Below are 13611 nucleotides of genomic sequence, written 5' to 3' on the forward strand. Positions count from 1 at the left end.
AATGAATAAAGAACTGTTATTGTTAGGAGCCTTTGATAGATATAATTACGGGGATTTATTATTTCCTATTATATTCAAAAAATATATAGAGGTATATAGAAATGATATATATAATCATTATTCAAAAATAATTCCTACAGCGCTGGAAAACTCGGATTTGAGCAAAGTTGGAGGTTTACCCACTGTTGCGTGGAAAGATCTAAATAAAAATACTAATAAGGATGTTATAGTGGTTGGTGGAGATGTGCTAGGGGCAACAACTTCTGGTTTATACCTTGATTCACTTGATTCATTCTACAAACAAATTGTTATGAAAATAGTAAAAAAATATATTAATAAAAACTATATACAGTATAAAGCCGATAAAAAGTTTCAAGTAAATAACATTCTTCCCTATGTACCTAACTATTCTGAAGAAAATATTAAAAACATTACTTACAATGCTGTGAGTGGATCTGGATTAATTTCTCAGAAAATAGACGATGAGCATAAAAAAATAATAATCAATAGACTTGAAAAATCTAGTTATGTCTCAGTCAGAGATAATAAATCTCAAGAAGCTTTAGTTAGTGCAGGCATAGATGTTAAATTATCGCCTGACTCTGCAGCTGTAATGTCCGACTTCTTTCCGTTATCTGAACTATCTAAAGAAGTTAGTGATAAAAATATTTTATCATTACAAGAAAAAAAATATGTAGTACTTCAGGTTGGGTATTGGAAAAGTAAAAATAACATTAATGAAATAGTCGAACAGTTGAAATTAATATACTCGACTGGAAATGTTGAAGTTGTTCTGTTACCAATTGGGTTTGCATCCAATCATGATGATTTAATTGCTTTAAATAAAATTTCAAATAAATTGGATTTTAAACATTATTATTTTAAAGATATATCAATATGGGACATCATGTTCATAATTGGAAGTGCTAGCTTCTTCTTGGGTACTAGTTTACATGGAAACATAACGGCTATGTCCTTCGGAGTTCCAAATATGGGGTTGAACAAAAATATTTATAAATTAGATAAATATTTAAATTCATGGGGAACAAAGCCATTTAACAAATGTATAAACTTTAATGAAATTTATGATCAATATATTAAAAGTAAGGACTTTGACAAAGAGGCTTTACAAGTGAATCAAATGAACACACGAAAATTAGTTTATGAAAATAATAATAATTTATTGAATATGTTACTAAGTTAATAGTTAATAAATGAATTTAAATTTATGAAAATAATACATTACTTTTAAGAAGGGTAGCAATGAAAAATAAAATTTTAAAGTTTAAAGCAACGGGTCCTTTATTTTTATTATTTGCACAGTATACATCTAAAATAGTAGGACCCTTAGTTAGTCTTTTGGTTGTGAGGTATTTAGGACCTGAAGAATATGGGTTTTACGCTGCAGCACTTGCGATAGTTGCATTGTTAAGCTTTCTTCCGGATTTTGGTTTGCAACAATCGGCATTGAAAATTTCAGCAAATAATGATTTTACCTTGTCGAAAATTATTAAAAGTACAATTATTACAAGTGTAACTTACTCATTGATTACTTTTCTAATAATGATTATATGGTTAAATATATTTGATTATGAAAGAAAAGTGTACTTGCTATCATTAATATTAGCTTTTAATTTCTTTCGTACTTCCTTTTTAATAGTTTCAACTACTATGTTACAAATAAGATTGGAGTACATGCGATTAGGGGTATGGAATCTAATTGTTAATTCATCACAATGGATGTTAACGATATTGGCGATTCTTTTGAAAGCTGAAATATACTCCTTAATTTTTTGGCCAGTATTTATATCATTTTTATTATCCTTATTTATGTTCTTAAAAGAGGGAGCTCGGCTAAGAATTTTTAGAAGAGAAGGTTTTTTATCCCAAAGTATACTAACAAACCTTGTTGGTCAATCAATGGAGTTTGGTGCTGGGGGATCTATGCAACAGTTATATCATAGATCAGATGCTGCTATTTTATCTGCAACACGAAATCCTATTGAAGTGGGGTACTTTACCGTTGCTTATAAAATTACAGATTTAATAAACTTCTTGCCTTCAGTTTTATTCAATCAAGTCTTGTACCCAAAATTATTTAGTTGGAGTAAAAACGATAGGGAAAAATATCTTGTAAGCTATAAAATCCTTAATAATACAATGATATTTATTGGAGCTTCAGCATGTTCGTTTATATTACTTTTTTCTGAAGAGATTACTTATTTGATTTTCGGAACTAGAGAAGATTTTCTAAGCACTCTTCTAAACATTATGGTGTTGGCTATTCCATTTAGGTTTCTTGCTAGCTCTACCGGTGCAATATTAACAACAGACAATTTAATTAGAAAAAAAATAAAATTTCAATTTATTATTGCATTTATTAATGTAGGGCTTAATGCTATTTTTATTCCAATTTACGGTGCAATATCAGCGGCGATATTAATGTTTTTTACAGATATTCTATTGTTACTCGGGTACCTATTATTGGTAAACAAGTTTGTGACTCAGTCACACTTTAATAGAAAAATATTTTTCCAGATACCAATAATTGTGATTTTAGTTTCTTGTTCAGTTTTATTTAGCGATTATAATTTAGGTTTTCGGTTTTTTATAATTATTTTAATTTTAAGCCTATTTGGTTTTACGTACTGGATTTCATTAGGAAATAAAGAAAAGGGTCAAATTGATCAATTTTTATTTAAGAGATAACTATTAAATTAGGGTTATGGAATAATTAGAAAAGGAGTTTTTTTACATGAAAGGTATTATTCTAGCAGGGGGAAGTGGCACTCGCTTATATCCCTTAACGATGGTAACAAGTAAACAACTATTACCAGTTTATGATAAACCTATGATTTTTTACCCTTTATCGACTCTAATGTTAGCGGGTATTAAGGATATATTAATTATTTCAACGCCAGAAGACACCCCACGATTTAGGGAATTACTTGGAGATGGGTCTCAGTTTGGAATAGATCTTGAGTATAAAGTTCAGCCGAGGCCGGATGGGTTAGCCCAGGCTTTTTTAATTGGAGAAGAGTTTATAGGCGATGACTCTGTTGCTATGATTCTGGGAGATAATATTTATTATGGTAGCGGAATGAGAAAAATTCTTCAAAGAGCAGCAATGAAGGAAAGCGGAGCAACAGTATTTGGATATCATGTACAAGATCCTCAACGATTCGGTGTTGTAGAGTTTAATGAGGACGGGAAGGTAATTAGTGTTGAAGAAAAGCCAGAAGTACCAAAATCTAATTATGCTATTACTGGCTTATATTTTTATGATAATCGTGTAGTTGATATTGCCAAAAATGTGAAACCTTCTGCACGTGGTGAACTTGAAATTACTTCAGTAAACGAAGCATATTTGAAACTGGGAGATTTGGAAGTAGAATTATTAGGTAGAGGATTTACTTGGCTGGATACAGGGACCCATCAAAGCTTAGTCGAGGCAACAAATTTTGTTAAAACAGTTGAAGAACATCAAGGCATTAAGATTGCAGCTCCAGAGGAAGTTGCCTTTATAAATGGCTGGATTACTAAGGATCAATTGTGGGATTGTGGTGAAAAACTTAACAAAACCGGATATGGTCAATATTTATTGAAAGTGGCAAATGGAGAAATACAATATTAAGACTGGAAAGAAGTGAAAGAATGATGAAACTTACTAAAACTAATTTAGATGGTGTCGTTATAGTTGAGCCAAACGTATTTGGTGACCATCGTGGCTGGTTTATGGAGACATATAATGAAGCAAATTTGTTGGAAGCTGGAATCAATATAAAATTTGTTCAAGATAATCAATCATTTTCAGCTGCTAAGGGTACATTAAGAGGATTACATTACCAACTTGAGCCTAAAGCCCAAACGAAACTGGTACGTTGTACTAGGGGGGCAATTTATGATGTTGCTGTAGATATTCGAAAAGGTAGTCCTACTTATGGACAGTGGTTTGGGATTGATTTAACAGAACAAAATAAAAAGCAATTACTAATTCCAAAAGGATTTGCTCATGGGTTTATGACCATAACTGAAAATGTAGAAGTACAATATAAAGTGGATGAGCTATACGCACCAGAGTGTGATCGAGGTATTATCTGGAATGACCCTATAATTGGAATCAAATGGCCTATGGATATAAAGCCAATTTTATCCGAAAAAGATGAAAAGGCACCGGTACTAAAGGATGCTGAGAATAACTTCAGCTATGAGGAGTAGTCATATGAGGGTATTAGTAACTGGATATACTGGTCAGCTAGGTTACGATGTCGTACAAATTGGTTCGGAAATCGGTTTAAACATGTTGGGAATAGGTTCCAAGGATTTAGATATTACGAACGAAGCTGCAGTTGCTTATTACGTTAAAGAATTGCATCCTGATGCAATTATTCACTGTGCTGCGTATACAGCAGTTGATAAAGCAGAAGATGATAAGAAGATGTGTTGGAATGTAAACGTTGAAGGAACAAAGCACTTAGCTAAAGCTGCAAGAGAGATAGATGCAAAGTTTTTATATATAAGTACTGATTATGTGTTTAACGGAGAAGGGGAATTACCATTCCTAGAAACAGATAAAATAAATCCTATAGGATATTATGGATTTACAAAATTTGAAGGTGAAAAAGTAGTTAAACAACTGTTAGATCAATGGTTTATTTTACGTATCTCTTGGGTTTTTGGTATAAATGGAAATAATTTCGTTAAAACGATGCTTAGATTAGCGGAAACAGGAAATGAATTAAATGTTGTAGGTGACCAAGTGGGTTCTCCTACTTATACATTCGATTTAGCACGATTGATTATTGAAATGATCCAAAGCGATAAATATGGAGTTTATCATGCTTCAAACGAAGGGTTTTGTAGTTGGGCAGAGTTTGCTCAGGAAATATTCAGACAAGCTAATGCAGATGTAAAAGTTAATTCAATATCTACTGAAGAGTATCCAACTCGTGCCGTCCGTCCAAAAAATTCACGGATGTCTAAGCAAAAGCTGATCGAAAATGGTTTTCGTCCCTTACCAAAATGGCAAGATGCACTAGAACATTATATAAATGAAATAAAAAAAGAGGTGAAATAAGTGTCTAGAAAGAAGATTCTCGTAACAGGTGGAGCCGGTTTTATTGGCGGTAATTTTGTACAATATATGGTGGATAAGTATCCTCAATATGACATATATAATATGGATTTATTAACTTATGCAGGTGACTTAACAAAGCATAAGTATATAGAAACGAAAGATAATTATTTTTTTATAAAAGCAGACATAGCTGACCGTGAAACAATATTGGAACTGTTTAAAAAAGAGCAGTTTGACTATGTTGTCCATTTTGCAGCAGAAAGTCATGTTGATCGTTCAATTACTGATCCAGGAATCTTCGTTCAAACGAATGTACTTGGAACACAAGTTTTATTAGATTCGTCAAGAGCAGTTGAAGTAACGAAATTTGTACACGTATCTACAGATGAGGTATATGGTGAATTAGATTTTGATCCAGATACATTTTTCACAGAAGAAACACCTTTACAACCAAATAGCCCTTATAGTGCGAGTAAAGCCTCATCTGATTTATTAGTTAGGGCGTATCACGAAACATATGGATTACCAGTAAACATCACTCGTTGTTCTAATAATTATGGACCATATCACTTCCCGGAAAAGTTAATTCCATTAACAATTTCTCGTGTCTTAAATGACCAAAAGGTTCCAGTTTATGGTGATGGGAAAAATATTCGCGATTGGTTACACGTAATTGATCACTGTGCTGCGATTGATTTAGTTCTTCATGAAGGTGTAAATGGAGAAGTTTATAATGTTGGTGGTCATAATGAAAAAACAAATTTAGAGGTTGTAAAAACGATTATTAAAACGCTAGATAAATCTAAAGAGTTAATAGAGTTCGTAAAGGATCGCTTAGGTCATGATAAGCGTTATGCAATTGATCCTACTAAATTGGAGGGGTTAGGTTGGCAACCAACTTATACTTTTGAAACAGGTATCGCCCAGACTATTCAATGGTATCTTGATAACAAAGAATGGTGGGAGCAAATTATTAGTGGTGATTATCAGAACTATTTTGAGAAGCAATACAGCATTAATAAATAGGGTATTAACAACAATAAATGTGGCGAGTAGCTATCGAAATTTGGAAGAGGTAATGTTCAGATGAAAATTACAATCGCTGGAACAGGTTATGTAGGCTTATCAAATGCTATATTACTGGCTCAACACAACGAGGTAATTGCGTTAGATATTATTCAAGAAAAAGTAGATATGATTAATAATAAAAGATCTCCGATTATTGATAATGAGGAGGTAAGAGGATTAGACAGTTAGCAAATTATTGATGGTGTAGGTCTGGATCCGCGAATTGGTAATCATTATAATAATCCTTCCTTTGGCTATGGTGGATACTGTTGTCTGCCTAAAGATACAAAACAGCTATTAGCTAATTATGAAGATGTTCCAAATAATATAATGACAGCTATTGTAGATGCAAACAGAACAAGAAAAGATCATGTTGCCGAAATGATTATTAAGAAGAATCCAAAAATAGTTGGCATCTATAGGCTTACAATGAAAATGGACTCAGACAACTTTAGACAATCAGCTATTCAAGGTGTCACGAAGCGAATTAAAGCTAATGGTATTGAAGTTGTTGTATATGAACCTGCCCTTCATGAAGAGACATTCTATAATTCAAGAGTAATAAATGACTTTGAAGAATTTAAGAGGGTTTCAAATGTAATTGTTACAAATCGATTGTCTGATGATTTACGTGATGTAAAGGACAAGGTATATACAAGGGATTTGTTTAGTAGAGATTAATAGATAACCCGCTGGTCCAATTTGAACTGCCCCCTGTCAAGTTTGAAGGGCCATAAATGATTCTTGTTCTAGTCGATCTCTTCCTTGCATAATTCTTTCATCAGCTGTTTTTAAATTATCAAAAAGACCTTCGGTTGGAACTCCTCCAAAAACTCAAACACATGAACAAAACAATCTAAAAAAGCCTCTTGTTTCTCATGTAGGTAGGCTCTTACAAATTGAACACGACTTGCAGAAAGCTGAATACAAAAGAGGAAAACACTCTTCGTTCAACCCTGTAGAATAATATCCGCCTCTCCCCAGTCGAATTGGAATTTGTGGCCAAGTTGAAAATCAAGAGGAATGAAGACTTCCTGTAGTTTTTTCTTACGTTTAGCTACAACCTTACGTATATTGGATTCAGATCCTTTGAAATTATATTCATCTATTAATCATTTATAGATTCTAGCAGCTGTATGTTTTTGTTTTCCCCAACGCTTGAGATCGTCCTCATGCCATTGATCAATAATCGGTAAAACACGCTTAGTCTCGTCAGAGTACTCCTTACCACTATATGTATATGTACGATTTACAGTAGTTGAAGCTTCATTTTGTTTAATATATTTGCTTACAGTATTTCTAGAGATTCCAAGTTTTTTAGCTATTTGCCTTTGGGGTAGTCCTTCAACCTCCTTCAAGAATTTGATATGATGGTATTGAGCCATATTGATCATCCTTTTTTATCCTCTCTCATTGATAGTTTGGTCACTTTCAATAATAAGAGAGGTTATTAAATTTGGGAATTCAGTGTCTCATTTTTTATATGATCGAAGTCCTTAAAAGTGGCTCATTTTTTTCAAAAGCAGATTCCCCAGTATAATCTTTTGTCAAATTAGTAAAATATTCAGGATTCACCTCTAGTGCTTCTGATAAAGCAAAAATTTTATCATATGGAATATTTTTGATACCCCCCCCCCGTTTCATTATTGGAAAGGTAGCAAAGAATGTATCTGAGAATATAAAACTCTACTCTTTCTACCATTGAATTTACTTTTGTTAAATCGAATCTAATTATTTGAAATTAATTACAATTATTTGTATAATTAATTTAATTCAACATTGTTGAAGGTGTCTTGCAAAAATGGTTGCAAGAGAGATAAGTTTCAACTTGTCAAGCCCTTGATAATAATCAAGCTGAACAAGGTACCAGACCAGAATCAACAATTCCATGATACACATACAACAAGCGTCTGCTAAACTTAAACTTATCACAGTTATAATCTCCTTAGTGTTATTATAATTGATTTGTTTAACGGAGTCAGTGGTCACCGGGCAATTCCACACTTCTGGAATCCCAAAAACGAATGCTAGGAGGTTTTCTGTTATGGAACAGAGTAATAGGCCACAACAATTACATAACCTCCCTAGCTCTTCGGTAATTGATTGGTCTAAGTATGAACCTAAATTTTATTTGCATCTTGATGACCGTGTACATATAGAGCATGTAAAAAGTAAAATCCAGGATCCGAACTGGGTTTCTTCACATGCTTTTTTCCCTTCTATTCACTTTAATATAACTTTCAATAAGTATGTTACGACCTCAAATGACAAGAAATTACCAAAAGAACAACGTAAACAAAAAAAGAAAAAAGTGAGAGAAATTTATTATGCTGCACATAAAGATAGATTTATATATAAATACTATGGCGACATTTTAAATTCTTCTTACAATGAATATGCCCAAAATAATGGTATTAATGAAATTGCTATAGCATATCGAAATAACAAATCTGGTAGAAATAACATAGATTTTGCTTATGAAGTATTTGATTTTCTCCTTAGTCAGAATCAAGCAATAGTCATTTCTATCGATTTTACAAGTTTCTTTGATTATATTGATCATCGAAATCTTAAGCAGAATATTAAGTCGGTCTTAGGAGTAAAAGAATTACCAACAGATTGGTATAAAGTTTTTAAGAATTTAACACAGTTTACTTATGTAAATAAGTCTGATATAGATGAATTTTTAAAGAATAAGTATGGTGTGAAGAAACTAAAAAAGCTTATCAAAACCCAAAAATTAACTAAAATTATGAGCCCAAAAGAGTTTCGATCCTTTAAGAAGGAGCATTTGTATAAAAATAAAAAAACATATGGAATACCCCAAGGGTCAGGAATGAGTGCGGTCTGTTCGAATGTACATCTGATTCATTTTGATCAAGAAATGATTAAATGGGCATCAGAGTATAATGCTTTATATCGTAGATACTGTGATGATTTAATATTAGTCATTCCAGTAGATAGAGCAAACACACAGAAAGTAGAGCTACTAAAAGAAGAAGTAATTCAAATTATCAATAGTTATCAATCGCACGGTTTAAAGATTCAAGAGGAAAAAACAGAAATACGTTTGTATTCTGAAGGAAAAGTTTTTGATGAAAATCAATTACAAAGTACCCTTGATTATTTAGGATTTGTTACCGATGGACATACAATTAAAATACGAGAGAAGAGTCTCTTTAAATACTATTCTAGAGCATATAGGAAAGCGAACACTAGTAAAAGAACTGCATATGTAACAAAACGAAAAGGTCCTAGAAAAAAATTGTATAAAATATACTCTCATTTGGGTTTTAATTATAAGGGAAGGGGAAACTTTATTACATATGCTTATAGAGCACATGATAAAATGAAGAATTTGAAGGCGAAAAGTATTATTCGAAATCAGGTTAAAAGACATTGGAATAAGATTCATAGGCGGTTGGAGTAGATTTGAATTAAATGGCATTTTGGAAGCATGGGGACGGTTCTCACGCTTCCTTTTTACATTAAATACCAAGTTTTGCTTGCTCAGGATATGAGTGCTCTATGTCTCAGTTTCCCTTAATTAAATCGTATGTATAACCTCAAGAGGATATTTGCTCAGAATATAACTTCCATGGGTTATTATGTACTTGTTAAAGCGGATGAAATTTTTGATAGAATAGAAGAGAGGAGTGTTGGTGCAATGACGTATTAGACTATGGATGGAACTCAACCTGAGATGTTGGGTTCTTTTTTGTCTGTCTTTTTATGGTAGAACCCCTTGAATTTAACAAAAACACCTCCAACAGATAATTTCGGCTGGAGGTGTTTCTTAAAAAATACTTATTTTATAAAGCATTATCAATAAGGTAAGCTGATTGATAAAGCATTTCTTCCTGGTTGCAGCCACCTATGAGCTGCATCCCAATCGGTAATCCTTCTGTTGATTTACCACACGGGATACTAATACTTGGAACTCCGATATAATTCGAAATAAAGGTAAGTCGCATTAACGCTTGACGTACATTATGTGTCTTCCCATGAATATGAACGGTTTCTTGACCAAATTCTGGTGGCAGGATAGGGATGGTTGGTGTTAGTAACACATTCACATCTTGAAATGCCTTTTCAAAAGTCTTAGATAGTTTTACTTTTAACTCTTGTGCGAGCAAGAATTCATAGGCCTTATATTTTGCCCCGATTAGGATTCTTTTCCTAGTTTCTTCACCTAAATCGTTTGAATCTTCATGAACAATTTCTCGATTAATTAAGTATGCTTCTGCTTGGTCAATCGCACTACTAATGTACATTGTTTCGTTCATATCTGGTAGATTTAAATCAACCTCAACAACAGTATAACCAAGATTTTCCAGGTGGTTCATCATTTTCATAAGGCGTGCTTCCACTTCAGGATCCAGGTCAACGTAATAGTCTGTTGGGATCCCAATTTTAAAGGAGCTTATTTTCGGTAATATACCCGTTGCTAATTTTTTGTATATGGAGTCTGAAGTACCTAACGTCCCACAGAGTCCATCGTACAAAATGGCGTTATCTGTTACTGTTCGCGTAATTAGGCCAACATGATCCATGGTCCAGCTAAGTGGATGGATACCCTCTAAATCTAGTTTCCCATACGTTGGTTTCATTCCCACAACCCCACAAATAGATGCTGGTATCCTTATTGAGCCACTCGTGTCTGTACCAATCGAACCCCAGCATAGTTGAGCTGCAGTAGCAGCGGCAGATCCACTACTAGATCCGCCAGCTATTTTACTGGAGTCGTGTGGATTACGAGTTGGACCAAAATATGAATCATCTCCTGTGGTACCATAAGCTAATTCATGTAAATTTTGCTTTCCAATTAGTATTGATCCCATGTTTAATAACGTCTTTACTAATGCAGCATCCTCGTTTGGAATAAAGTCTTGATACACACCTGATGCCATAGTTGTTTTGATTCCTTTAGTATGGATTAGATCTTTTAAACCGATAGGAATACCAAGTAACATGCTATTAGAATCATTGTTTTTGTATAATTTTTCTGCATGACGTGCTTGTTCCAATGCATCATCCTTACATAGGGTTATAAATGCATTAAGGTCGCGATGGTTTTCAATTCGTTTATATAATAGTTCGGTAACTTCTACAGGGGATATTGTGCGTTTCTTGTACTCCATATGAAGCTCCGCTATCCCTAAATGCAATAATTCTTGTTCGAGTTGCATGGTTTGTTTCTCCTTTTAATTGACGCTTTCCACTAATTCCTCGTCTTTTTGTTCTTGTTTTTTCTCCGGATACAATAGACTGAAAATAATACCAAATGCAGTTGCTATGAAGAACGTTGTAAAGCGTGAACTGATTAATTCCTCTAAAGGTGAGTTAATCCAGATTAATGTACCAATGAAACCGGATAGAATGGTTGCCAGAACTCCTGCACCAGAATAACGTTTCCAGAAGAATGTCATTAAAATTGCTGGTGATAATGTTGATCCAATTCCTGCCCATGCCCAACTAACCACACTATAAACAAGTGATTCGGAGGTTAAGGCAATGGTTAAACCTAGTAATCCTGCACCAACGACAACAATCCGAGAAACGGTAACCCAGTTCTTTTCACTTAAATTCATTTTCAGGCCTTTATGCATAATGTCTTCACTGACAGAACTTGCGATAACCATAATCTGTGAATTAGCTGTTGTAATCATCGCAGCCAAGATACCGGACAATAATATACCTGCAATCCATGGAGGTGTTAGGTCTAAAATCATTGTTGGTAGAATTGTTTCTACATCAGCGAAGTCTGCAGAGTTGTATAAGGCAATACCTGTTATACCAATAAAGAATGCGCCAAAGAATGCGATAAGCATCCAAGTAATTGCTGTGTAACTAGCTACTTTTGCTTCTTTACTATTTTTTAATGCCATGAATCGGGAACTTAGTTGTGGTTGACCACCTAGATATCCAAAGAACCAGGTGAAGTTATTGAAGAATAATAGAGCAAATGCAAATCCAGTCACACCACCAGTCCAAGATCCTGCTCCATTCCCGGCAGTGCTTAGTGCATTTGTAAGGGAAATATCATTTGTACTAATTTGAATGAATGCTAGAATTGGAATAACTCCAAGGGCTAGTAGCATCATGATACTTTGTACCATATCCGTCCATACAACGGAAATAAAACCACCTAAGAAAGCGATTAAGATAATTGCTGCTGCACATAGGAGGATCCCAGTTATTGGATTAAGGTTAAACGTAGTTAACAACGTTTTTCCAACCCCAGCTAGTTGAGCTCCTAGGTAAAAGGTAAAGAATACTAGAATAAGCCCAGTTGCTAAGTAACGAATACGATTGCCATGCACAGGGAAGCGGACAGCAAGATAATCTGGAAGGGTAAGTACTTTATACTTATCGGTTTCTTCCATAAATCTACGTGCCAAGAATAGCCAAGAAAAAATAATCCCTAATCCCATACCTGCTATGACCCAAATGGATGAGAGCCCATTTACAAATACAAACCCAGTAAACCCGAGTAAGAGCCAGGATGATTCTCCGGTTGCACGTTCGGAAAACGCAAGTGCCCATCCAGGTAATTTTTTCCCGCCAAGTAGAAAATCTGATTGTGTCATCTTTTTACGACTGAAGTAAAATCCTACTCCAAATACAACTAAAAAGTACAGGACCAATTCGACGATAAGAATCGTGTTTGAATTCATGTAATTCCACCTCGTTTTAATATGTGAAATAACATCCCGAAATGAAAGCGCTTTATATTGAAAATTATAAAACCTTATTGTAAAATTGTCTATAGTCTAAATAAATAAAAAATTATAAAAAAGGGACTGATTTCAATGATTGTTAGAAAACTAGAAGATGTTCTAAATACGAAGTACGATGTGTCTGGAGATAATTGGAGAAGCAGAAGGATATTATTGAAATCAGATGGTATGGGTTACTCGCTCAACGATACCATTGTCAAAAAGGGAACGGAAACTTATATATGGTATAAGCATCATCTTGAGGCTTGTTATTGTATCGAGGGAGAAGGGGAGCTAGAAGTAGCAGATGATGAGGGAAATAAAACAGGTGAGATCTATAAAATTGAACCTGGAACTGTCTATGCATTAAATAAACATGAACGCCATTACTTGCGCGCAACAACTGCTGATATGCGACTTATTTGTGTATTTAATCCACCACTTACAGGGAAGGAGGTACATGATGAGGAGGGTACTTACCAGGTGGTGGAATAATATTCGTGAGAAAAACTGACACAATTAAAGAATGTAAAAAAGCTGCTAGGATAATAGTATCGTCTGGCTTTTTTGCTATATAAATAAGGGGAAGGGATTAATTAGTTCTATTACCCATATTCTTGAGATTTAAACTTTATATTTATAGACTATTCTAATTGTATTGATTTAATTGACGATTCAAAAACCAAGTATTAATATATATAATATAAAATTATTTAGTGCTTCGAAGTAATTTATTCACATCTTAGA

General features: G+C 33.8%; 12 protein-coding genes and 1 pseudogene. 10 read left to right on the plus strand and 3 right to left on the minus strand.

The window, feature by feature from the left end; all coding sequences use genetic code 11:
* The first annotated feature begins 1 nt into the window (after nucleotide 1).
* From GMD78_RS03280 to GMD78_RS03310, 8 genes and pseudogenes are all read left to right on the plus strand, one after another.
* Nucleotides 2-1204, plus strand: a complete 1203-nt coding sequence (locus GMD78_RS03280; protein WP_155667095.1) for a polysaccharide pyruvyl transferase family protein — start codon at nucleotides 2-4, stop codon at nucleotides 1202-1204.
* Nucleotides 1205-1263: 59 nt separating this feature from the next.
* Nucleotides 1264-2709, plus strand: a complete 1446-nt coding sequence (locus GMD78_RS03285; protein WP_155667097.1) for an oligosaccharide flippase family protein — start codon at nucleotides 1264-1266, stop codon at nucleotides 2707-2709.
* 46 nt (nucleotides 2710-2755) lie between these two features.
* On the plus strand, nucleotides 2756-3634 hold the full coding sequence (rfbA, locus tag GMD78_RS03290; protein ID WP_155667099.1) for a glucose-1-phosphate thymidylyltransferase RfbA: 879 nt from the start codon (nucleotides 2756-2758) through the stop codon (nucleotides 3632-3634).
* Nucleotides 3635-3657: 23 nt separating this feature from the next.
* A complete protein-coding gene (gene rfbC / locus GMD78_RS03295) occupies nucleotides 3658-4218 on the plus strand; it encodes a dTDP-4-dehydrorhamnose 3,5-epimerase (RefSeq protein WP_155667609.1) in 561 nt (186 codons plus the stop codon).
* 4 nt (nucleotides 4219-4222) lie between these two features.
* A complete protein-coding gene (rfbD, locus tag GMD78_RS03300; RefSeq protein ID WP_155667101.1) occupies nucleotides 4223-5077 on the plus strand; it encodes a dTDP-4-dehydrorhamnose reductase in 855 nt (284 codons plus the stop codon).
* On the plus strand, nucleotides 5078-6103 hold the full coding sequence (gene rfbB, locus GMD78_RS03305) for a dTDP-glucose 4,6-dehydratase (RefSeq protein WP_343042096.1): 1026 nt from the start codon (nucleotides 5078-5080) through the stop codon (nucleotides 6101-6103). It begins immediately after the preceding gene.
* Nucleotides 6104-6163: 60 nt separating this feature from the next.
* Nucleotides 6164-6334 carry a hypothetical protein gene (locus GMD78_RS21910; RefSeq protein WP_425495042.1) on the plus strand — a complete coding sequence of 57 codons (171 nt, stop codon included), beginning with the start codon at nucleotides 6164-6166 and terminating at the stop codon, nucleotides 6332-6334.
* Nucleotides 6335-6826, plus strand: a pseudogene (locus GMD78_RS03310) (UDP binding domain-containing protein); the annotation flags it as partial.
* Between the two features lie 431 nt (nucleotides 6827-7257).
* Here GMD78_RS03310 and GMD78_RS21515 read toward each other — a convergent pair.
* Complete coding sequence (locus GMD78_RS21515) at nucleotides 7258-7530, minus strand: helix-turn-helix domain-containing protein (protein WP_246187547.1); 273 nt, start codon at nucleotides 7528-7530, stop codon at nucleotides 7258-7260.
* A 659-nt stretch (nucleotides 7531-8189) separates the two neighbouring features.
* Here GMD78_RS21515 and GMD78_RS03320 point away from each other — a divergent pair.
* The gene (locus GMD78_RS03320) at nucleotides 8190-9575 is read left to right on the plus strand and encodes a reverse transcriptase domain-containing protein (protein WP_155667103.1); all 1386 of its coding nucleotides are present in this window, start codon (nucleotides 8190-8192) and stop codon (nucleotides 9573-9575) included.
* Nucleotides 9576-9957: 382 nt separating this feature from the next.
* On the opposite strand, the gene GMD78_RS03325 is transcribed toward GMD78_RS03320, so the two are convergent.
* On the minus strand, nucleotides 9958-11334 hold the full coding sequence (locus GMD78_RS03325; protein WP_155667105.1) for an amidase: 1377 nt from the start codon (nucleotides 11332-11334) through the stop codon (nucleotides 9958-9960).
* Nucleotides 11335-11349: 15 nt separating this feature from the next.
* Nucleotides 11350-12822 (minus strand): sodium/proline symporter, encoded by a 1473-nt coding sequence (locus tag GMD78_RS03330; RefSeq protein WP_155667107.1) that lies wholly within the window; start codon nucleotides 12820-12822, stop codon nucleotides 11350-11352.
* A 135-nt stretch (nucleotides 12823-12957) separates the two neighbouring features.
* Here GMD78_RS03330 and GMD78_RS03335 point away from each other — a divergent pair, with 135 nt between their 5' ends.
* Nucleotides 12958-13359: an ectoine synthase gene (locus tag GMD78_RS03335; RefSeq protein WP_155667109.1), complete on the plus strand. Its 402-nt coding sequence runs from the start codon at nucleotides 12958-12960 to the stop codon at nucleotides 13357-13359.
* The last annotated feature ends 252 nt before the right edge of the window (nucleotides 13360-13611 follow it).

The sequence above is a fragment of the Ornithinibacillus caprae genome, from assembly GCF_009728145.1.
Taxonomy (GTDB): domain Bacteria; phylum Bacillota; class Bacilli; order Bacillales; family Amphibacillaceae; genus Ornithinibacillus; species Ornithinibacillus caprae.

Coding starts and splice junctions, on each gene's coding strand:
- GMD78_RS03280 (WP_155667095.1), top strand. CDS start 2: ATGAATAAAGAACTGTTATTGTTAGGAGCCTTTGATAGATATAATTAC.
- GMD78_RS03285 (WP_155667097.1), top strand. CDS start 1,264: ATGAAAAATAAAATTTTAAAGTTTAAAGCAACGGGTCCTTTATTTTTA.
- rfbA (WP_155667099.1), top strand. CDS start 2,756: ATGAAAGGTATTATTCTAGCAGGGGGAAGTGGCACTCGCTTATATCCC.
- rfbC (WP_155667609.1), top strand. CDS start 3,658: ATGAAACTTACTAAAACTAATTTAGATGGTGTCGTTATAGTTGAGCCA.
- rfbD (WP_155667101.1), top strand. CDS start 4,223: ATGAGGGTATTAGTAACTGGATATACTGGTCAGCTAGGTTACGATGTC.
- GMD78_RS21910 (WP_425495042.1), top strand. CDS start 6,164: ATGAAAATTACAATCGCTGGAACAGGTTATGTAGGCTTATCAAATGCT.
- GMD78_RS21515 (WP_246187547.1), bottom strand. CDS start 7,530: ATGGCTCAATACCATCATATCAAATTCTTGAAGGAGGTTGAAGGACTA.
- GMD78_RS03320 (WP_155667103.1), top strand. CDS start 8,190: ATGGAACAGAGTAATAGGCCACAACAATTACATAACCTCCCTAGCTCT.
- GMD78_RS03325 (WP_155667105.1), bottom strand. CDS start 11,334: ATGCAACTCGAACAAGAATTATTGCATTTAGGGATAGCGGAGCTTCAT.
- GMD78_RS03330 (WP_155667107.1), bottom strand. CDS start 12,822: ATGAATTCAAACACGATTCTTATCGTCGAATTGGTCCTGTACTTTTTA.
- GMD78_RS03335 (WP_155667109.1), top strand. CDS start 12,958: ATGATTGTTAGAAAACTAGAAGATGTTCTAAATACGAAGTACGATGTG.